This is a genomic window from Leptolyngbya sp. FACHB-261 (assembly GCF_014696065.1).
GTDB lineage: Bacteria > Cyanobacteriota > Cyanobacteriia > FACHB-261 > FACHB-261 > FACHB-261.
This window is the reverse complement of the sequence record NZ_JACJPL010000004.1, coordinates 116496-136811: the sequence shown is the minus strand read 5'-3', so window position 1 is coordinate 136811 and position 20316 is coordinate 116496. Positions and strand designations below refer to the sequence as shown.

Below are 20316 nucleotides of genomic sequence, written 5' to 3'. Positions count from 1 at the left end.
CCACTCTGACCCATCCCGAACTCAGGTGTGAAACGTTGTTGCGGCGACAATACTTGGAGGGTCACCTCCTGGGAATATAGCTCGGTGCCAGGCTGTTTTTAAACAAAAAGAAAGCCTTCTCTATCCAAGAGAAGGCTTTCTCTGTTAGAGACATCAAGATAAAGACCAGAGAGACCTTTTTGACTGAGAAAGGTCTCTCTGGTCCTTATCTTGACTAATTCTGCTTCAATAGCTATCTCTCGCTTGCAATGTGAAAGCGGTAGTTCTAATTCTTGCGTTTTTTAACGTACAGTTGTTGCAGTTAGACCACCGTTGCTAGATCTGGCATGAAATCCTACTTTCTAGGTGTTGTGCTGTTGCTTCAATTATTGATTGGTAGCCCAGCTATGGCCCTGCCTCCAGTCGAAGATGTGCCAGAGGAGATCTTACGTACAGCCATATATACGGAGGCTCGTTCTCCAGTTACTGGAAGGCCTTTAACTGCTGCTGAATATGCCCGTCTGCAAGAAGAACTTCAGGCGATTCGAGTTGAGCCTCAGATCAATCCAAGAATTCGCCGTTTGATTACTCTATTGCGACTACGCCAACTACTGAGAACGTTCTTTCCTTTTCTCATTCGTTGAGAGTGCTCGAGTTGGATGGGGCTGAATTAGTAAGCTGACCCCAACAGCCCAAGCAATCGAGGCCATCCATCCCGCTAGAATATCGCTTGGGTAGTGAACTCCTAGGTAGAGGCGGGTCCAGCCGATTGCTAATACGAATAAGCTTCCAAAGACCACAACAGGCCAGCACCAACGGCTTCCCCACGTTAGAATGACCAGCACTGCAAACAGGGTCATGCTTAACATAGCATGACCGATAGGAAAGCCATAATCATATTCTGGTGCAATAGATTGCCAGAGGTGGGGACGTACTCTATGTAGTCAAACTTTGGCTGCTCTGTTGAGAATAATGCTGCCTAGTAAGGTAGTGATTACATATACTAACGTACGTCAACGTCGGTGTAGAAGCAGCATAAAAGTAATGATAATAGCTATAGGGAAAACACCCCAGTACACCCCTAAGCGAGTCAACATTGAGGCAATAACATCTAGTTGTGGGGTAGCCGTCTGATGAATTGCTAACAGGATAGGTGCATCCCAAGGGAATCCCCCCTCATTTTCCCAGACTTCTTCTACTAGTTCGCCAAATACTTGTAGAGGTAGAAATACGCCAATTAAGAGAAGAATTAGAGGGATCTGGTGCGCAACAATGACGCGCTTGAGAAAAGCTAGGAACGGGCCCAGTTGCTGCCAAAGACACGTATATGCATGTCAGATCTTGAGGTTATGCGTGTTTTTGGAACAAGGCACTCAGGATAGACTTTTAAGCTCCACCTGAAGGGTGACGCTGCCCTCCACTCCTATTACTTAAGTTGTGATTAGGGAAATAGTGCTTTTTTATGACGAATCAAGTTCTTGTTTTGGGAGGGCGGGGACGCATTGGTAGCAGTGTGGCGGCGGATTTAGCTGCTCATACAGATGCAGAGATCACGATTACAGGGCGTGATAGTGGAACAGGTGTACCAGTTGCAGAGCGAATGGGGCAGCAGGTCCAGTTTCTGGCTTTAGATTTAGATGACCGAGCTGCTCTAGAGGCTGCAGTAGCTCGCTCTTCTCTGGTTATACATTGTGCTGGGCCTTTTCGGTATCGAGATACTCGCGTTCTGAAAACTTGTATTGCTAACGGAGTTAATTATTTAGATGTTAGCGATGATCGAGCGTTTACTTTACAGGCATTAGCTTGTAAGACAGCAGCAAAAGAAGCGGGTATAACTGCTGTTATTAACTCTGGAATTTTTCCTGGCATTTCCAACAGTATGGTGCGGCAGGGGGTGGAGCAATTAGATGAGGCCGAGCAGATCCACCTGAGTTATGTTGTGGCTGGATCTGGTGGTGCGGGCGTAACAGTCATGCGCACTACTTTTCTAGGGCTCAAACACCCCTTCGCCGCTTGGCTTGAAGGGCATTGGCAGATGGTTAAACCCTATAGTCAACGAGAGACGGTAGAGTTTCCTGCTCCCTACGGTCGTGCTCAAGTGTACTGGTTTGACATGCCGGAGGCGCTCACGCTGCCGGAGGCCTTTCCGGTCAAAACAGTAATCACCAAATTTGGTTCGGTCCCTGATTTTTACAATCACCTCACCTGGATAGTGGCGCGTTGGTTTCCGCCGGTTTTGATGAAACAATCACAAGCCATCGAGTTTCTGGCACATGTTAGCCATAGGATGACTGGCTTAACTGACCGACTCAGTGGCATTGGCGTTGCCATCCGGTCAGAAGTTATCGGCCAGAAGAACGGTCAGCCAGCGCGTTATTGCTCTAGCCTCGTGCATGAGAATACGACGGTCGCAGCAGGGTGTGGTACCGGTAGTATTGCGCAGCTTCTCCTGGCCCACCAACTGCAGAATCCTGGCGTTTGGCCTGTGGAGCAGGCGCTGCCGACAGACCTATTTGAGAAGTTAATGCAAGACCGGGGAATTACAATTCATCATACTTAAAACATTCGTACAACAGAGCTAGGTCCTGTTGCGCCCTCTAATGGTGGTACAGTTTCTTTAGGGGGCACTGTAGGATATATATTGCTTTTTGCTAGGGCCAAGCATGTCACCATCACTAATTCTATTAGAGCCCCATTTAACCCTTTCAGCAGCTAGTGCAAGAGCACAAGAGCCAACTTCTGCTCAACCCTGGATGGCAACTTCAGGAGTGTTTTTGCTACTCCTAGTTGCTCTTGGTATCTTTGGAAAAATCAAGTTGGAAAAGCTTTTTGATAGGCTCAAATTTGAGGAGCTGAAGAATGTAGAACTACAAAAAAAACTAAAGTTAGCCCTGAAAACAATCGGGGATATGGAGCGGAACCCAGATTTAATTCACTCAAGGGAAATCAACGTAGAATACTTAAGAATGCGAATGGCAGAAGACATCTTCCATTCCATGATTTTGAACCAGCTTAAAGTCAAAGTTCGAGAAAAGGTGACAGTAGCTCTCCGGTCTAGCCAAGTTGGATCGGGCATGGTGGGAATCCCCACAGCAGGCCGTCAAGTCGAGCAGATCTTCGACGTTGAAGACAAGCCAGATGAAATCCCAAATGGAAAACCCCGAGTGCTTTTTCGAATTCAGATTAAGCTGATGAAGCTACCTGGGCAAGATACTTCTATTATTGTCGCTCAAGTCATCCACTGTATTCAAAAATTTTTGTCCCCCTCCGTAGTAGTTGTAGACAAGCATTGGCAACCCGTAATTCAGGATCGTATTGCAACCATGCATTGGGATCAAAATGCAAAACCCACACCGCTGTTGGTATTGGAGCAGCTGAATGAAGGTGTTACGGCTGCTTCGTCCAACCGTCGTTCAAGATGACTATTGGAGGTGGATCAGACACAACAGTTAATCAGAGCAGAAGAAATCAGACGTGAGGATTAGGGGGTGGCTTCCAGAGGTATGCTACGTTTCAAAACATGAAAAGCCGTCTCAGTTAACCTTCTATGCGTCACAAATCGTCTTTGAGTGAGCAAGTGGTTTTGATCACAGGTGCCTCCTCTGGCATCGGTGCAGCCTTAGCTCAACTGTTAGCAGAACGGTATCCAGGAATTCGTTTGGCTTTAGCTGCTCGTAACGCTGCGCTGCTTGAGACGGTTGCCAGCCAATGCAGCAAAGCAGAAACACAAGTTTTGATATTGCCTACAGACTTAGCTGAAACAGAGCAGGCAGAAGCACTAGCCCATCGAACGCTGGAGAAGTTTGGGCGAGTGGATGCGTTAATCAACAATGCTGGATATGGTCAGATGGGTCCTCTTGAACTTGTCCCAGCAGTTGCAGCTCGACAGCAATTAGAGGTGAATGTCTTAGGACCGCTAGCTTTAATCCGGGCACTCATTCCCGCGATGCGAGATCAGGGTGGAGGACGCATTATCAATATCAGCTCGTTAGGTGGACGAATGGCATTTCCCTTTGGAGGACTTTATAGTGCCTCTAAGTTCGCTCTAGAATCACTAAGCGACACTTTGCGGATGGAATTGGCTCCCTTCAACATCCAAGTTAGTGTAGTAGAGCCTGGTCCTGTCAGCACAAATTTCTTCAAAGCGTCAGCCCAAGCAGTAGAGCAGGCAGTTGCTGCTCCTGAAAAAACGCCCTACCGAGCGGCCTTCGAAAAACTAAAAGGGTTAGAACAGCAGACGAGCAGCAGGGCTTGGACGTCTGAACGGGTGGCAAAAGTGATTCTCCGATCCCTTGAAGACCATCATCCCCGCCCTCGCTACATCGCTGCAACTGGGGGAGGTTTTCTGCTGTTTCTAATGACTAAGGTTCTGCCAACGCCAATCGTAGATGCTTTTTGGAGCAACTTCTACGGCATTGACCAAGTAGCTAAAGACTGGCAGGAGCGTTCCCAGCAACCAAGCTCATAGCGGCGAACTCCCCTTGCGGCTCAAAGCTCCATCTAGAGAGCGACGCTGAAATCCTGGCTCAATCCCTAAAGTCTAATTCAGGTCAAACGAGTTGGAGCTTAGGCATGCAGGAATATGATGTCATCATTATTGGCGCAGGCCATAACGGTCTGGTGTGTGCAGCGTACTTATTAAAAGCAGGATATAGCGTTTTACTACTGGAGAAAAGATCTGTTCCAGGTGGTGCTGCTACTACAGAAGAAAGCCTGCCCGAAGAGGCACCTGGCTTCAAGTTTAATCTGTGTGCGATTGATCATGAATTTATTCATTTAGGGCCGGTTGTCGAAGAGTTAGAACTAACTCAATATGGTCTTGAATATCTTTATTGTGACCCTGTCGTTTTTTGTCCGCATCCTGATGGCAAATATTTTCTAGGCCATCGCTCGGTCGAAAAAACCTGTGCGGAGATCGAACGTTACAGCTCACGCGATGCTAAAAAATATGCTGAATTCGCTGACTTTTGGCAGCGAGTGATCGGCGCGATGATCCCGGTATTCAACGCATCACCTAAGTCAGTCATTGACATAACAGGCAATTACGATGGTGCGAAGCTTAAAGATTTGCTTTCAGTCATAGGAGGCCCTGACAAAACGCTAGATTTTATTCGCACAATGCTGACTAGTCCTGAGGACATTCTGAACGAGTGGTTCGACTCAGAATTTCTCAAAGCACCTTTGGCGAGATTAGCTTCGGAATTGGGCGCCCCTCCTTCACAAAAGACCCTTTCGGTCGGAGCCATGATGATGGCGATGCGTCACGATCCAGGCATGGCTCGGCCTCGAGGTGGTACCGGCGCGTTAGTACAGGCGCTGCTTAAATTGGTGCACAGCAAGGGTGGTGTTGTGCTGACCGAACAATTTGTGCAAAAGGTCCTAGTCGATGAGGGCCGAGCTGTTGGTGTGCGCGTCAAAGATGGCACAGAGTATCGGGCTAAACATGGTGTGATCTCTAATATTGATGCCAAACGCCTATTTCTACATTTGATTGACAAGAGTGATGTAGATGCAGCAGATGCTAACCTGCACGAGCGTTTAGATCGACGGATCGTCAATAATAACGAAACAATCCTCAAAATCGATTGTGCCTTGTCTGAGCCTCTGCGCTTTGAACATCACAATCATCAGGATGAATATCTAATTGGCTCGGTTTTGATTGCTGATTCTGTGCGTCAGGTTGAGATTGCTCACAGTGAACCCAGCATTGGCAACATTCCTGATTCGGACCCTTCTATGTATGTCGTGGTGCCCACGATGTTAGATCCCTCCATGGCACCCGAAGGTAAGCACACACTCTGGATCGAGTTTTTCGCTCCCTACCAAATTGCTGGTGCTGAGGGAACAGGACTGAATGGAACGGGTTGGACCGACGAACTCAAAAATAAGGTTGCCGATCGGGTGCTCGACAAGTTGGCTGATTACGCCCCCAACCTCAAAAATGCTGTCATAGCCCGTCGGGTTGAGAGCCCAGCTGAACTTGGTGAGCGTTTAGGAGCCTTGAAAGGTAACTACTACCACCTGGACATGACCTTTGATCAGATGGTGTTTTTCCGACCTTTGCCAGAACTTGCTAACTACAAGACGCCGATCGAAGGTTTATTCTTAACAGGGGCTGGTACCCATCCAGGTGGTTCGATTTCTGGAATGCCTGGACGCAACTGTGCCCGTGTCTTCTTGCATACTCAGCAACCGATCGCCCAAACCTTGAATGATGCTAAGAATTCTCTCAAGTCAGTGGCAAAATCAGTGTTGAACAAGTTCTGATTCTCAAAGTTCTAAGCCCCAGGGAATAATAGCCACCGACAGGAGCATTCGGGGAAGTTAATGGGTCTTGACTTGTCTAAATCTGCCATCCGAACCAGTCTGAAAGCCTCAACCTGGGATGGCATCTTCTCTACAGTCTTCTCCAGCGTGACCGGTGGGGTGCTGCTCAGCAATTGCATGTTAGAGCTCCAGGCCAGCACATTTGAGATTGGCCTATTGGCAGCGATCCCCATGCTGGTCAACCTTGCTCAGCCGGTAGGCGCTCACTTGGCAGAGCAGACTACGAGTCGCTGGCGCTACGGGCTGCTGACCTTTGGGTTGGCCCGTTCCCTCTGGCTGCTAGTGGCCATTAGTTTGACTGGTTTATTTGGGCTATCGGCAACTCCCCAGCTGATTCTGGGCGTGGCTGTTGTATCTAGCTTGCTATGTGCTTTAGGCGGCGCCTCCTGGTTCAGCTGGGTGGCAGCAATAGTCCCTGCCCGGTTGCGCGGTCGCTATTTCGGTTTTCGCAATATGACGGTTGGGGTGACCACCCTACTGTGCCTGCCTCTAGCTGGCCTAGCGATTGACCATTGGTCAGGAGGGAGCTTACAAGGCTATGGGGCTCTGCTAGTGCTAGCAGTTGTTGCTGGCATTGTGAGTTTGCTAGTCCAGGTATACATGGTGGATGTTAATCCCCAAGCTGAGCAGCACCAGACAGCCAGTAATGATAGCCCACCTGTTCACCCATTGCGAGAACCCAATTTTCGCGCTTTCTTGGGCTTCCAAGCTCTATGGACCTTTGCGCTCAATCTGAGTGGGCCGTTCTTTGCAGTCTACCTGCTGGACGATCTGGGGCTCGGTCTGGTTTGGGTCACAGCCTACAACAGCATTTGTGCTGCCGCCAACACCCTAACTTTACGCTTCTGGGGTCGAGTTGCAGATCGAACGGGAAACCGTCCATTGCTGATCATCTCGGGCTTGTGCGTCGCGGTGACACCATTCCTCTGGCTGGGTACCAGCACAGATCAATGGTCAATGCTGCTCTGGTTGCCCCTGCTACACGTGCTGATCGGAGCGACCACTGCGGCCCTGGACTTATGCACACACAACATCCAAATCAGCATTGCGCCGACTACGCGGAATACATCCTACTTTGCCAGCGTTGCAGCGGTAGGGGGCGTCTCAGGGGCTATTGGGGCTGCTTTGGGTGGTTATCTAGGCCAGTCAGAGTTCGCCGGTGGTCTACTTGGGCTTTTTGCGCTCTCAGGGGTTCTGCGGCTGGTAGCGGTTCTGCCCTTGTTTCAGGTCAGTGAAAATCCTGCCTGGACGGTGCCACAGGTCATTCAGCTGCTACAACTTGAACTTCGTAGCTTGACGGGCCTACTTAGAGGCAGACCAGTTCAACCGACCTTGCTGCCCTCTGGTACTGAGGTTGAACTGATACCCTCAGAATTAATGGCCTCGGAATTGATGCCACCAGAATTGGTACCTGTAGAAGTAGAAAGCGAACCGACGCCTGAGCAAGCCGCAACCTTGCCCCTGCGCACCTAATGCCTTTGCACACTCGACCTGCCAAGCTGTATTTTTGGCAATAGTAAGTAAAGTCTGGCAGGCGCACGCAGTCGAATGACTCTCGAAAAGCTGTATTGGTTCAGACTGGCTTTGCGGCTTCAAGGCTCGGTGATTCCAGAGGTCTTTCCGCGAGCTTTAATTTGTGGGCTCTTCGGTGGCCTGATCTCCGTTTTACATGTGTTGGGCTGGCCAGTATCCCTACCAGTTCTGGGTAGCCTCATTCCTAGCATTGTGCTGGGTTTGTTGCTAGTTTTTCGCACAAATACTGCTTATGAGCGTTTTTGGGAGGGCCGAAAAGCTTGGGGGACTTTAACTAATACCGTGCGGAATTTGGCGCGTCAGCTCTGGATGGCAGTGACTGAAGAGGAGCCTGCTGACCGCACGCAGAAGATCGCTACTTTACGCTTACTTGTGGCTTTTGCGGTTGCCGTAAAACTGCACCTGCGGCAAGAACCTTTGAGTGCCGAACTGGAAGCGTTGCTAGCGCCCTCACAGTATCTCAAACTCAAAACTATGAACCATCCGCCCCTAGAAATCGCCTTTTGGATTGGCGATTATTTGCAGGATCAACATCGACGCGGGCGCTTGAGCAGCCATCAGTTGACTGCAATGCACGAGCTACTAGATGACTTGGTGGATGCATTAGGAGCTTGTGAGCGTATCCTCAAAACGCCCATGCCTCTAGCCTATGCCATCCACCTCAAGCAATTGCTGTTGATCTACTCTTTCTCTCTACCTTTTCAAATGGTAGATCAGCTGGTGTGGATTACTGGTCCTGTGGTTGCGTTGATCAGCTTCACTTTGTTGGGCATTGAAGCGATTGGCATTGAGATCGAAAATCCCTTTGGTCGCGACCCCAATGATCTGCCCCTTGACGCTATTTGTTCCACAATGCTGCGCAACATTGAAGACCTAATCACCTTGCGTCCCAGTGGTCGGCTTTATACCAGTGAATTGAGCAGCCTAGGTAGCGACGCTTAGCAGAAATTTTGAGACCTAACTTTGAAACCTAATGGCCCCAGCTGTGACCATTGCCCTCTTGACCATAGGCCTGCCAGGCCAAATCAACTAAGCCATCTAAAATAGCCGCAGCGACAACAGCACTCCCTTTACGTCCCTCAATCCGAATGTGAGGGATTTGGGAGTCTTGCAGTCGTTCTTTAGCTGCATCGGCCTCCAAAAAGCCTGAAGGTGTAGCAATTACCAGAGCTGGTTTAATTTCTTCAATTTCAATCAGCTCAACTAAAGTCGTCAGGGCAGTTTGGGACTGGCCTACAACAAAAATGCCTTCTGGATAACGCTGGGCTAGCGTTGCAATGCCCCAGGCCGTGCGCGACTTCTCCCGTTGCGGTCGGGTAAGAGCATCCATACTGCAGTACACCGGATTAGCAAAAGTCGCTTGAATACTGGGGGCAATTGCCACTTGCAGCATGGGCACATCTACAATGATCGTGCTCCGAGCTGCTAGGGCTGCGGCTCCTGCTTGCAAGGCCTGATCGGAGAACTGAACTAAATACTTGTACTCAAAATCAGCTGTTGCGTAGATAACCCGGCGTACAATTTCGTACTCGGAAGGTGAAAAGGCGTGGTCGCCAATTTCCCGGTCAATAATCGCAAGGCTTTGAGCATCGGTGACGTGCCATTCCATAAGGTTGAAACCTACGCCCGTTGACTAGATGCGGCAAAAATCAGCACAAGGTTGTAGTCATTCTAGGACGCTTGGGCTGCGCATCCGCCCTGAGATTGTAAAGCAGTGTTGAGCAAAAGTGGCACAATTTAGTAAAGAAGCATTAACAGGGACGGAATTAAATCTGGTGGTCTCCTGCACTCGCGAAACACTGACCTGGCTCTGGCAGGGCTTTCCCATTGCTTACCAACAGGCCGGGGTCAACCAACCTGGTAAGCCCATTGTGGTTCTGATCCACGGTTTCGGTGCCTCTAGTGGTCACTGGCGACAGAATCTGGAGGCTTTAGCCACTGTTGCTCAAGTCTACGCGCTCGATTTGATTGGCTTCGGGCAATCTGCGAAACCCACCCCTAACCGGCGGGGGGAATTACTGCCTGGTGAACAAGTTCCCTATACCTTCGAAACTTGGGGGGCACAGGTCGTAGATTTCTGCCGGGAGGTAGCCCAGGGGACTGCAGAGCAGCCCGTGCTGCTGATCGGCAACTCCATTGGCTGTATTGTGGCGATGCAGGCTGCTGTGCAGGCACCGGAACTGGTCAAAGCCGTAGCTCTGCTGAATTGTTCCCTGCGCCTGCTGCACGAGCGTAAGCGAGCAACCCTGCCCTGGTATCGCGGTGTTGGCGCTTCGGCTATGCAAGGTCTACTCAGCTTTGCACCGTTTGGGCGCTTCTTCTTCAGCCAAGTGAGCACGCGCAACACCGTGCGCAAGATTTTGCTGAAAGCCTACAGTCGTCCCGAAACCGTCAGCGATGAACTAGTGGAACTGCTACTGGAGCCGGCAGCTAGTTCTGGAGCTGCCGAGGTTTTCCTGGCCTTTGTTCGCTACTCTCAGGGGCCCCTCCCTGAGGATCTGCTAGCGGTTCTGCCCTGTCCAGCACTAATGATCTGGGGCGAGCACGACCCGTGGGAGCCGGTACAGTTGGGGCGCGAATTGGCTCGCTTCGACTGCGTTCAGGAGTTTGTCACTGTTCCTGCTGGACATTGCCCTCAAGATGAAGCGCCAGACCTGGTCAATCCCCTGCTACAAAGCTGGATTCAGCAGTACGCCTCAGCAGGTGTACAGGCTAATTGAGCAGTTGAAAGCGGCTGACTATTGACTATTTCGGCAGATGACTATTTGAGAGATAGCTGCTTGAGTAGATGACTGCCCTGCCTTGGCGAGCGCAGCACAAATACTCAGGATCTTTGCATTGCTTAACATAGGAGAGCGGGCTCCGTCTCCTACTTCTCAGTACTAACTATCGCCCCTAGTGTGGAGCATCCTGTCCGATGGCCGTCAAAGACCAACCTCGTGCCCCTCGTGGCCGTCAGATCGCCAACATCATATTGTTGCTGTCGAGTCTGTTTCTGCTGGTGAATGTATTTTTTCCAAACCTGTTTGGCCCTTCCATTCCCCAGGTTCCCTACAGCTTGTTTGTGCATCAAATTGAGGAGCAGCAAGTTACGCGGGTTTCGCTGGGTCAAAACCAGATCCGCTACCAGCTCAAGGCAACAGACGACCAACCCGCCCAAGTCCTTGCCACTACGCCTATCCCCCTCGATCTAGAACTGCCCAAGATTCTGGAAGCCAATGGTGTTGAGTTTGCGGCAGCTCCGCCTGCTCAAAATGGTTGGTTGACCAGCTTACTGAGCTGGGTAGTTCCCCCACTCATCTTTGTTGCTATCTTCCAGTTTTTCTCAGGCCGTGGCTTCGGCGGTCCTCAAGGGGCACTCTCGATCACCAAGAGCAAAGCCAAGGTTTACGTCGAGGGCGAATCTGCCAAGACGACCTTTGCCGATGTTGCTGGGGTTGAGGAATCAAAGACCGAGCTGGTGGAAATCGTTGAGTTTCTCAAGAGCCCCCAGCGCTTTACTCAAATCGGAGCTCGAATTCCCAAGGGTGTTCTGCTGGTCGGTCCTCCGGGTACAGGCAAGACCCTGCTTGCTAAGGCGGTAGCCGGTGAAGCCGGTGTCACCTTCTTCAGCATTTCGGGTTCTGAGTTTGTCGAACTATTTGTAGGTGCTGGTGCAGCGCGAGTGCGTGACCTGTTCGAGCAGGCCAAAAAGCAGGCGCCCTGCATCATCTTCATTGATGAGCTGGATGCCATTGGTAAGTCTCGCAGTAGTGGCATCTACGGCGGCAATGACGAGCGCGAGCAAACCCTGAACCAACTTCTGACCGAAATGGATGGTTTTGCGGTTGGCGATGCCACGGTTATTGTTCTGGCTGCAACCAACCGACCGGAGAGCCTAGACCCTGCCCTGCTGCGTCCCGGTCGCTTTGACCGCCAAGTTCTAGTAGACCGCCCTGATCTGTCTGGACGCGAAGCGATTCTGAAGATCCATTCGGTGAAGGTTAAGCTGGGTCCCGATGTCAATCTGCGAGCTATTGCCACCCGCACCCCTGGCTTTGCCGGCGCTGACCTGGCCAATCTAGTTAACGAAGCTGCACTACTTGCGGCCCGTGCCCGTCGCGAAGCCGTCGCTCAAGAAGACTTTGCCGAAGCGATCGAGCGTGTAGTGGCCGGTTTAGAGAAAAAGAGCCGCGTCCTCAATGACAAAGAGAAGAAAATCGTTGCCTACCATGAGGTCGGTCACGCTCTTGTTGGAGCAATGACCTCTACTGGTGGTCGAGTTGAAAAGATTTCCATCGTGCCTCGCGGTATGGCAGCGCTGGGTTACACCCTGCAATTACCCACCGAGGACCGCTTCCTGATGGACGAAGCTGAGTTACGTAACCAAATCGCTACCCTTTTGGGCGGGCGCTCAGCTGAAGAAATCATCTTTGGCAGCATCACGACAGGAGCCTCAAACGACCTCCAACGGGCAACAGAGTTAGCCGAGCGCATGGTCACAGCCTATGGCATGAGCAAGGTGCTAGGTCCTCTAGCCTACGAGCAAGGCCAACAAAATATGTTCCTGGGCAACGGGGGTGCTAATGCTCGTCGTGCAGTGAGCGAACAGACCGCCGAAGCGATCGACCGCGAGGTCAAAGGAATTGTTGACCAAGCGCATCAGCAAGCTCTAGATATCCTCAACGCTAATCGAGACCTTCTGGAAACCATTACTGGACAACTTCTGGAGACCGAGGTAATCGAGGGCGAAGCACTCCAAACCTTGCTCACTCAGGTCAGTCAGCCCAGCCCTGTTCACGCCTAATAACCCTTGAGATACTTTTTGGAATTTGCTCAAGGACAACACAACCGGAAAAAGCTCTGCGACGGATCCTGAAAAGTATCTTAAGATTGCTATATCAAACCCTCGCCCGAACCCGTCTTAATACCTAGAGCGAGAAACCAGGAGGAAATCTATGGCGCTTGTACCCATGCGGCTGCTGCTGGACCACGCGGCAGAAAATGGCTACGGCATTCCGGCTTACAACGTCAACAACATGGAGCAGATCCAGGCAATCATGCGGGCTGCCCAAGAGTCTGACTCTCCAGTGATTTTGCAAGCCTCGCGTGGTGCCCGTACCTACGCTGGCGAAGCGTTTCTACGTCACCTGATTCTGGCTGCGGTGGAGACCTACCCGAACATCCCCATCGCCATGCACCAAGATCATGGCAACAGCCCGGCAACCTGTTACTCTGCCATGCGCAACGGTTTTACCAGCGTCATGATGGATGGCTCCCTCGAAGCCGATGCCAAAACCCCTGCCAGCTATGAGTACAACGTCGATGTCACCCGCCAGGTGGTCGAGGTTGCTCACTCAATCGGCGTCAGTGTTGAAGGTGAACTAGGTTGCTTGGGCTCCCTGGAAACTGGCAAGGGTGACAAGGAAGACGGTCACGGTTTTGAAGGCACCCTTTCTCACGATCAACTGCTAACCGACCCCGATGAAGCAGTTGACTTCGTAGAGCAAACCGGTGTGGATGCTCTAGCGGTTGCAATCGGCACCAGCCACGGCGCTTACAAGTTCACCCGCAAACCCACGGGCGAAATTTTGGCAATCAGCCGCATCGAAGAAATCCACCGCCGTCTGCCCAACACCCACTTGGTCATGCACGGTTCTTCTTCAGTGCCGGAAGATCTGCTAGCTCTGATCAACCAGCACGGCGGCAAGATCCCTGAAACCTACGGTGTGCCCCTAGAAGAAATTCAAAAGGGCATCAAGTGCGGTGTGCGTAAGGTCAACATCGACACCGACAACCGTTTGGCAATCACTGCTGCTGTGCGTGAAGCCTTGGCTCAGAAGCCTGAGGAGTTTGACCCCCGTCACTTCCTCAAGCCCTCGATCAAGTACATGCAAAAGGTTTGTCAGGAGCGCTACGAAGCTTTCGGCTCATCTGGACATGCTTCCAAGATCAAGGCGGTCTCCCTGGATGACTTTGCTGCTAAGTACGCCAAAGGCGAACTTGGCGCTCCCAAGAAGAAGCAGGTTGTCGTCGCTTAAACCGAAGGCTGATCACGCCTAAAGTTAATTGCCTTCGTCCTCGCTCAAAGTCAATTTGACTCAAGACCGGGTGGTGTAATCACCACCCGGTCTTTGTATGTCCGGTTTTTGTATAGTGTTGCGGCTGACCCCACACACCATGGCCAGCAGTAACCAGCCCAGGATGTTAATGCGAACATCAAACATCGTCACATCCAATAGGCCAAACACGCCGCAACTACCCAGGGCAACCAGCGCACTAAACAACAGCAGGGCATCCCCAGGCTTAGTCCGCCTTAGCCTAATAAAGGCCTGAACCCCTAAAACAACGACCCAACCGATCAACAACAGCAGAGCCAGCGTGGCAAGCAGACCTGTCTCTGCGGAGAGCATCAGATAAAAATTATGAGGATGCCCTAGCCAGAAGCCAGTCTTGGCTTGGTAAAGAGCGGTGAAATTGCGTAAGCCCCAGCCCGTCAGAGGCCTTTGCTGGGCTAGGTCCCAGGCAAATTGCCACTGTGTCCAGCGCAGAGTTGGCACCGGTGGATTTGGGTCCAGACGACCGGCAAAGCGGCCCCAAATGAACTCCGGTATTACCCGTTGCAGCAGAGGCTGTCCCTTTACGGCTCCCCAAGTCGCAGCAGCAATTGCGCCTAGACCCACGAGCAACCACCACCAGCCCAAAAACAGAGCATAAGCCCCTCCTACAAGCAGCAGCGTCGCCCAAGCATTGCGAGTCTCGGTCAGTAAAATCACTCCAGCGCCAAAGCCCAAAATTGCAGCTAGTCCTGCTATAGCGCGCCAGTGTTTGCCCCGCCGCCACTCCCACAACAGCAAGCCCAGGCCCAGGCTCAATACCAAGATGAGGTGGGACGCCAGAATATTGGTGTAGTCGAAGACAGAAGAGGGGCGAAAGGCCGGATTACCAGTGGGGTCTACCTCAAGGTTGACTAAACTGCCCAGCCATTGCACCTTACCGCTCCAGCCCCAGAAGCGCTGACCGATGGCAATTAGATCAACAGGTACCGAGCCCAGTAATAAGAGCCAGCCCAGGCGCTGTATCTGTTGGGGTGTGTTGATAACCAAGCTAGCTGCTGCAAATAGAGCAAATAGCGGTAGAAAATTAGCTAAGCCTAACCAGGCTGACACTCGATCCGGAGCCAAAAAGCTGCTCAGTACCAGCCAAAGGCTCAACCCCGCTAGCAGGCCATTGAGCCAATCAGACCGCACGAACTGCCAGCGCTGCTTGAAGACCCAACCGATCATCGTCAGCACACACAGCCCCGCAGCCAAGGGGCTGAAGGGCAAGGTAAGAACTGCGAGCTGAAGCAGAACCCAAGGTCCGTGCAGGTCAGCTTGGGGATGCTTCTGAATCAGGCGGGTGGGCATTCCCACGTCAACTGACCGTCGCCGAAGTCACTGGACCGAGTTAGGCGAATTTGAGCCAGGGTGAAAATCGCCGGAATAATGCGGGCGTAATTGGTTGTGATCATTCGCCAGCCCAGATCGGCCAGGAACCAAGTCCATAGAGCTGGACCGACCACACTTAAGGTCGCCCGCAGCGCGCCATAACGAGCAGCACTGACCGCCATGCCCCGCTTTGCTAGTTGCATGGCAAAGCGGCCCTGGATTTGCGTTGCCAACGCAGCTCCACCTTTGAGCGCCATTTGCTGTCCGGTCTGGTAAACCGCATAGTGCCAGGCAAGCTGGCGAGCGACCAAGTTCAGCAGCAGCGGTCTGACGATAGCGCTGACAGCGAGGGCACCCCCTCCTTCCAGAATCAGGCGCAAGGGATCGGCACTCTGGGTCTGAGCTTTCAGATGGTGAGCTAGCACTTCGCTGCGCCGAGTGGTGCGCCGTAAAGCAGTGCGGAAGCGTTCAGACAGACGGGCCCGATCGGGTGGGGTCATCTTTTGCCAGATCCGACCCATCAAGTTTAAGAACACCTCAGCTTCTAAATCCACAACACTCAGGTGTGGCGAACAGGGCAACTTGAGATGCTTGCACACTGTCTGGAGGACTTGGTGATAGCTCAGCCGTTGGGTCTGCCCTCGCAGGACGGTCACGCCATCAGCGGCCAGGTAGCAGAAGCGCTGTTCAATCAAATCGATCAGTTCTGAACGCGAGCGCTCTTGGATCTCACTCAGCTCGGGCAGGGTGATGTAGTCTAAAGGGTTAAAACGGCGGCGAAACAACAGGTCCGCCAAGTCACGCAATTCGTCATCGGTCGCCAACTCCAACGCAGTTCGCAGCTCTAGCACAACGGGAACGCTCCTCACGGGCGATCAGAGACTGATATCGCCAGCATAATCCAAGCCACTCTCTAAAATGGGAGCATGAGTCACCATCAGCAAGTTCTTCAAATTCGCACGTCTGGTAAGTGCTTACACAACATCACGGCTCAGGTGCGTGAGGTGGTGGAGCGCTCCGGTATCCAGATGGGGTTGTGTACAGTGTTTCTGCGCCACACCTCTGCCAGTTTGATCATTCAGGAAAACGCTGACCCTGATGTCTTGGGCGATTTAGAGCGCTTCATGGCGAAGCTGGTGCCAGAAGACAACCGGCTCTACGAGCACACTGCCGAAGGCTCAGATGACATGCCTGCTCACATTCGCAGTGTTCTCACCCACACTTCAGAAAATATTCCAGTCGTTCAAGGCAGACTGGGTTTAGGCACCTGGCAAGGGCTGTACGTGTGGGAGCACCGCAGACGGCCACACCAGCGGGAAGTGATTGTGCATGTGAGCGGCGAGCCGCTCAACGAAACTGATACGGCCAAGCACTCAGTATCTCAACAAGCCCGTCTGTAGCTGCCCAAGCCCTTAGCTCCTTAAGCCCGGCTACTGAGTCTACTGAGTTATAGGGATGGATAGCCGGATGAATAAATGTAAGCATCAAGCCGCTCGTTCCTAACAAACTTTATGCTTCTGTTTGGGAACATTGAGGAACTTTGAGATGCTGCAAAACATCCTGCTGGCAGTGGATGGCTCAGGCCGGTCGGAACAAATGTTTTTGACCCTACTGGAGCTACCGGCCCTACAAGGACGACGTGTCAATGTTACGGCTCTGCACGTGGTTTCACCCCAGGTGTCAGCCGAGCAAATGAACGATAAGCGCGTCGTGGGGCAGAACATTCTGGGCCAAACTACTCGCACTCTCAACTTGAGTTCCGACTTCTCCTACTCGGCTGTGCTCAAGGAAGGCGATCCGAAAGACATCGTTGTCAAAACAGCAGCAGAAGTGAATCCGGACCTGATCATTATGGGTTCGCGGGGGCTAGGTCGCATTCAGTCCATTCTGAAGGACTCGGTCAGCCAGTATGTCTTTCAGCTCACCTCTACTCCGATGCTGCTGGTCAAGGAAGACATCTATCTCAAAAAGCTCAACCGGGTCATGGTTGCGCTCAATGCCTCTGAGCCCAGCACCCAGCGCCTCAAATTTGCGTTGAGCTTGATGCAGGGGCTCAAGGGGGGGCAACTGTTGCTTGCCCGAGTTACCGAAGGCAAGGACCAGCCTGCTAACCCAGAAAAGGACGATCCAGTCGTAGCTGCTGCGATCAACGAAGCCAAAAAGCAGGGCGTTGCTTACAAAACTTACTTCGGAACTGGCGATGTCGGTCGAGAGATTTGCCGCCTTGCTGACGAGGCTAATGCTGACCTGATTGTTCTAGGCTCTCCTGACCGGCGACCCACCATTGCCCGTGGCTTGCCTGACTTAGATCGACTACTCGGCAATTCGATTTCCGACTATGTCCGAGTCAATGCTAGCTGTCCGGTTCTGCTCGCTCGCACGATTGGCGAACGTTAGACCCAGCGACAGGGTAAAATTTTGGCGATTGCTTGCCAAAGCCAGAAGACTTTACCCGGAGGGCACACCCCTGATTACGCGAATCATCCTCGTCCGCCACGGCGAGAGTACTTACAATGCCTTGGGCTTGATCCAAGGGCGCTGTGACGATTCCCAGCTCAGTGAGAAGGGGTATGCCCAAGCTGTGCAGGTGGGCAAGGCGTTGAGCAGCCTCAAGCTAAACGCTGTTTACACCAGCCCCCTGCAACGCGCGCGGCGCACCGCTGAAGGGATTCTTTCGCAACTCGAGTCACCGCCAACTCCCCAAACTTCAGAAGGGCTGTATGAGGTCAACTTGCCCGAGTGGGAGAACCTCAACCATCAAGCGGTGCGTGAAAAATACCCGGATCAGTACCGCCTTTGGCACGAGGAGCCGCATCGTCTGGAGATGGGCAACCGCTTTCCAATCCTGGATCTGATGGTGCAGGCCCGCGACTTCTGGCAGCAAATGCTGGTTCAGCATCCGGGTGAAACCGTGTTGCTCGTAGGTCACAGCGGTATCAATCGGGCGCTGATTAGCACGGCTGTTGGCCTTGAGCCCGATCGCTATCACGCCCTGCAGCAGTCGAACTGTGGCATCAGTGTGCTCAATGTCTCAGAAGAGGGCCGCTGCGTCATTGAGTCCCTAAACCTGACGGGGCATCTGGGTGGCTCGCCGCTACCTAAGTTCAAGCCCAATCACCAAGGGCCACGCCTGTTGCTGGTACGGCATGGTGAAACGGAGTGGAATCGTCAGCAGCGCTTTCAGGGTCAGATCGACGTGCCCCTCAACGACACAGGCCGTCAGCAGGCTCAGCAAGCCTCGGAGTTCTTGCGCTCAGTGAAGCTGGACGCAGCTTTTAGCAGTCCAATGTTGCGCCCACGCGAAACCGCGGAGATTATTCTGCGCCATCACCCAGAGCTGTCCCTGGTATTCCTGGACGACCTGATGGAGATCCGCCACGGTCTATGGGAAGGCAAGTACGAGCACGAGATCGAAGCAGGTTTTCCTGGCCTACTTCAGCAATGGCAGCGGCACCCGGAGCAGGTGCAAATGCCGGAAGGCGAAAATCTTCAGCAGGTTTGGATGAGAGCGACAAGTGCGTGGCAGCAGGCAGTGAATGCGACCGGCGAAGGGCGCACTAGCCTAGTGGTTGCGCATGATGCTGTAAACAAGGCGATTCTGGCTGATCTATTAGGCTTGAAACCAGAACACTTCTGGTGTTTCAAGCAAGGCAACGGGGCAGTCAGCGTGATTGATTATCCTCAAGGTCCGGCTGGGCCGCCTTTAGTGCAAGCCCTGAACATTACCACGTACTTAGGTGGAGTGCTCGACCGTACAGCAGCAGGGGCATTGTGAACGCGTCTACGGCACCCGCAGATCCCGTTTTGCTACGCCAGGTTCGACTGCTAGATCCAGTCGCTGACACTGATCAAGTCGTTGATGTGCTGATCGCGCAGGGCAAAGTGGCACAGATTGCTGCTTCCCTAGGTGACGGACCTGAGGATGCCAGGTCACAAGACTGCTCGGGTCTGATTTTAGGACCAGGACTAGTTGACCTCTACAGTCAATGTGGTGAGCCCGGTTTTGAAGAACGTGAAACACTAGCCTCGCTGTGGGCTGCTGCCCGTAGGGGGGGATATACCCGCATCGGGCTGCTCCCAGGTACCCGTCCGCCGGTGGACAATGCCGCAGCTCTGGCCTTTGTGCAAGAGCATATCCCTGCCGATGGCCCTTGTCTGTTGCCTTGGGCAGCGGTGACCTTGGGTTGTCGAGGTGAACAACTTACTGAACTGGCGGAGTTAGCAGAGGGTAAACCGCTCGGTTTTACGGATGGCCAGCCTCTCCGGGATTTGGCACTGTTGCGACGGCTGCTGGAATATGCCCATCCACTGGGGTTACCAATCATGCTGTGGCCTCTTAACCGGGGTCTGGCCGGGGATGGCGTGATGCGGGAGGGACATTGGTCCTTGCAGTTTGGCCTGCCGGGAAACCCGGCGATGTCCGAATCAGCAGCTCTGGCAGCTCTACTGGAAGTGGTCGCTGCAACAGGAACACCCGTTCACCTGATGCGGATTTCAACGGCGCGTGGCGTAGAACTTATTAGAGGGGCTAAAGCGCGTGGATTACCGGTGACGGCTAGTGTCCCCTGGTTTCACCTGCTGCTAACCGACGAGCAAGTCCGCAGCTACAACCCCAGCCTTCATACTGACCCACCCTTAGGCCAGGAGAGCGACCGAGCTGCTTTGTTGACCGGCTTGCGCTCGGGTGTACTGGATGCCATTGCTGTGGACCATACGCCTCTGACTTACGAAGAAAAGACAGTGCCTTTTGCCGAAGCCCCACCTGGCATGATTGGCTTGGAGTTGGTGCTACCGCTGTTGTGGCAGGCATTGGTGGAACCTGGGCTCTGGACGCCTTTGGAGCTTTGGCGCAGTCTGAGCACAGATCCGGCTTGGTGTCTGAATCAAGACCCGCCCATGATTACTGAAGGGCAAGCGACTGAGATGATCCTTTTCGATCCGGCCCAAACTTGGCTAGTAGAAATTGCTAATTTCAAAAGCTTCTCGCACAATACCCCTTGGTTAGGGCAGAGCCTGAAGGGACAAGTGCTTCAGATGTGGTGCACTTGAGTATTACGGTTTCGCTTTC

17 protein-coding genes, 1 rRNA gene and 1 pseudogene are annotated in these 20316 nt (G+C 52.6%); 15 read left to right on the top strand and 4 right to left on the bottom strand.

The features are described from left to right. Positions 1-93: ribosomal RNA gene (gene rrf, locus H6F94_RS33720) — 5S ribosomal RNA — on the top strand; the annotation flags it as partial. Between the two features lie 233 nt (positions 94-326). Next, complete coding sequence (locus H6F94_RS03435) at positions 327-623, top strand: hypothetical protein (protein WP_190800837.1); 297 nt, start codon at positions 327-329, stop codon at positions 621-623. On the opposite strand, the pseudogene H6F94_RS33420 reads toward H6F94_RS03435, so the two are convergent. After that, positions 588-896: pseudogene (locus H6F94_RS33420) on the bottom strand (phosphatase PAP2 family protein); the annotation flags it as partial. The gene H6F94_RS03435 and the pseudogene H6F94_RS33420 sit on opposite strands and share 36 nt — an antisense overlap. A 545-nt stretch (positions 897-1441) precedes the next feature. On the opposite strand from H6F94_RS33420, the gene H6F94_RS03425 reads away from it, so the two are divergent. The 6 genes from H6F94_RS03425 to H6F94_RS03400 all read left to right on the top strand — a co-directional run bounded on the left by H6F94_RS03425 (position 1442) and on the right by H6F94_RS03400 (position 8781). After that, on the top strand, positions 1442-2539 hold the full coding sequence (locus H6F94_RS03425) for a saccharopine dehydrogenase family protein (RefSeq protein WP_190800836.1): 1098 nt from the start codon (positions 1442-1444) through the stop codon (positions 2537-2539). 103 nt (positions 2540-2642) lie between these two features. Then, positions 2643-3401: a hypothetical protein gene (locus H6F94_RS03420; RefSeq protein WP_190800835.1), complete on the top strand. Its 759-nt coding sequence runs from the start codon at positions 2643-2645 to the stop codon at positions 3399-3401. Between the two features lie 125 nt (positions 3402-3526). Further along, on the top strand, positions 3527-4447 hold the full coding sequence (locus H6F94_RS03415; protein ID WP_190800834.1) for an SDR family oxidoreductase: 921 nt from the start codon (positions 3527-3529) through the stop codon (positions 4445-4447). A gap of 104 nt (positions 4448-4551) precedes the next feature. Next, positions 4552-6246: a beta-carotene ketolase CrtO gene (gene crtO, locus H6F94_RS03410; RefSeq protein ID WP_190800833.1), complete on the top strand. Its 1695-nt coding sequence runs from the start codon at positions 4552-4554 to the stop codon at positions 6244-6246. 60 nt (positions 6247-6306) lie between these two features. Next, entirely contained in the window at positions 6307-7779 is a 1473-nt protein-coding gene (locus H6F94_RS03405; RefSeq protein WP_190800832.1) for an MFS transporter, read from the top strand. Positions 7780-7854: 75 nt separating this feature from the next. Beyond that, complete coding sequence (locus H6F94_RS03400) at positions 7855-8781, top strand: bestrophin family protein (protein ID WP_190800831.1); 927 nt, start codon at positions 7855-7857, stop codon at positions 8779-8781. Positions 8782-8809: 28 nt separating this feature from the next. Here the strand turns inward: H6F94_RS03400 and H6F94_RS03395 are convergent, their stop codons facing one another. Further along, on the bottom strand, positions 8810-9448 hold the full coding sequence (locus H6F94_RS03395; RefSeq protein ID WP_190800830.1) for a precorrin-8X methylmutase: 639 nt from the start codon (positions 9446-9448) through the stop codon (positions 8810-8812). A 118-nt stretch (positions 9449-9566) separates the two neighbouring features. Here H6F94_RS03395 and H6F94_RS03390 point away from each other — a divergent pair, with 118 nt between their 5' ends. The 3 genes from H6F94_RS03390 to fba all read left to right on the top strand — a co-directional run bounded on the left by H6F94_RS03390 (position 9567) and on the right by fba (position 13859). Continuing rightward, positions 9567-10559 (top strand): alpha/beta fold hydrolase, encoded by a 993-nt coding sequence (locus tag H6F94_RS03390; RefSeq protein ID WP_313949214.1) that lies wholly within the window; start codon positions 9567-9569, stop codon positions 10557-10559. A 197-nt stretch (positions 10560-10756) separates the two neighbouring features. Beyond that, the gene (gene ftsH4, locus H6F94_RS03385) at positions 10757-12625 is read left to right on the top strand and encodes an ATP-dependent zinc metalloprotease FtsH4 (protein ID WP_190800829.1); all 1869 of its coding nucleotides are present in this window, start codon (positions 10757-10759) and stop codon (positions 12623-12625) included. Positions 12626-12776: 151 nt separating this feature from the next. Then, positions 12777-13859 (top strand): class II fructose-bisphosphate aldolase, encoded by a 1083-nt coding sequence (fba, locus tag H6F94_RS03380; RefSeq protein WP_190800828.1) that lies wholly within the window; start codon positions 12777-12779, stop codon positions 13857-13859. A gap of 60 nt (positions 13860-13919) precedes the next feature. Here fba and H6F94_RS03375 read toward each other — a convergent pair whose 3' ends face one another. Further along, entirely contained in the window at positions 13920-15227 is a 1308-nt protein-coding gene (locus H6F94_RS03375; protein WP_190800827.1) for an O-antigen ligase family protein, read from the bottom strand. Beyond that, positions 15212-16117: a YaaW family protein gene (locus H6F94_RS03370; RefSeq protein ID WP_313949213.1), complete on the bottom strand. Its 906-nt coding sequence runs from the start codon at positions 16115-16117 to the stop codon at positions 15212-15214. The genes H6F94_RS03375 and H6F94_RS03370 overlap by 16 nt, the downstream gene beginning before the upstream one ends. Before the next feature lie 57 nt (positions 16118-16174). Here H6F94_RS03370 and H6F94_RS03365 point away from each other — a divergent pair, with 57 nt between their 5' ends. The 4 genes from H6F94_RS03365 to H6F94_RS03350 all read left to right on the top strand — a co-directional run bounded on the left by H6F94_RS03365 (position 16175) and on the right by H6F94_RS03350 (position 20297). After that, positions 16175-16648, top strand: coding sequence for a secondary thiamine-phosphate synthase enzyme YjbQ (locus tag H6F94_RS03365; protein ID WP_190800826.1), 474 nt, complete (start codon positions 16175-16177; stop codon positions 16646-16648). A gap of 145 nt (positions 16649-16793) precedes the next feature. Further along, positions 16794-17645, top strand: coding sequence for a universal stress protein (locus H6F94_RS03360; RefSeq protein WP_190800825.1), 852 nt, complete (start codon positions 16794-16796; stop codon positions 17643-17645). Then, a complete protein-coding gene (locus H6F94_RS03355; RefSeq protein WP_313949212.1) occupies positions 17587-19023 on the top strand; it encodes a histidine phosphatase family protein in 1437 nt (478 codons plus the stop codon). The genes H6F94_RS03360 and H6F94_RS03355 overlap by 59 nt, the downstream gene beginning before the upstream one ends. After that, entirely contained in the window at positions 19020-20297 is a 1278-nt protein-coding gene (locus H6F94_RS03350; RefSeq protein WP_313949211.1) for a dihydroorotase, read from the top strand. Before H6F94_RS03355 ends, H6F94_RS03350 begins: the two co-directional genes overlap by 4 nt. Positions 20298-20316: the final 19 nt, after the last annotated feature.

Coding starts and splice junctions, on each gene's coding strand:
- H6F94_RS03375 (WP_190800827.1), bottom strand. CDS start 15,227: ATGCCCACCCGCCTGATTCAGAAGCATCCCCAAGCTGACCTGCACGGA.
- H6F94_RS03435 (WP_190800837.1), top strand. CDS start 327: ATGAAATCCTACTTTCTAGGTGTTGTGCTGTTGCTTCAATTATTGATT.
- ftsH4 (WP_190800829.1), top strand. CDS start 10,757: ATGGCCGTCAAAGACCAACCTCGTGCCCCTCGTGGCCGTCAGATCGCC.
- H6F94_RS03400 (WP_190800831.1), top strand. CDS start 7,855: ATGACTCTCGAAAAGCTGTATTGGTTCAGACTGGCTTTGCGGCTTCAA.
- H6F94_RS03415 (WP_190800834.1), top strand. CDS start 3,527: ATGCGTCACAAATCGTCTTTGAGTGAGCAAGTGGTTTTGATCACAGGT.
- H6F94_RS03425 (WP_190800836.1), top strand. CDS start 1,442: ATGACGAATCAAGTTCTTGTTTTGGGAGGGCGGGGACGCATTGGTAGC.
- crtO (WP_190800833.1), top strand. CDS start 4,552: ATGCAGGAATATGATGTCATCATTATTGGCGCAGGCCATAACGGTCTG.
- H6F94_RS03395 (WP_190800830.1), bottom strand. CDS start 9,448: ATGGAATGGCACGTCACCGATGCTCAAAGCCTTGCGATTATTGACCGG.
- H6F94_RS03355 (WP_313949212.1), top strand. CDS start 17,587: ATGTCCGAGTCAATGCTAGCTGTCCGGTTCTGCTCGCTCGCACGATTG.
- H6F94_RS03405 (WP_190800832.1), top strand. CDS start 6,307: ATGGGTCTTGACTTGTCTAAATCTGCCATCCGAACCAGTCTGAAAGCC.
- H6F94_RS03420 (WP_190800835.1), top strand. CDS start 2,643: ATGTCACCATCACTAATTCTATTAGAGCCCCATTTAACCCTTTCAGCA.
- H6F94_RS03365 (WP_190800826.1), top strand. CDS start 16,175: ATGAGTCACCATCAGCAAGTTCTTCAAATTCGCACGTCTGGTAAGTGC.
- fba (WP_190800828.1), top strand. CDS start 12,777: ATGGCGCTTGTACCCATGCGGCTGCTGCTGGACCACGCGGCAGAAAAT.
- H6F94_RS03360 (WP_190800825.1), top strand. CDS start 16,794: ATGCTGCAAAACATCCTGCTGGCAGTGGATGGCTCAGGCCGGTCGGAA.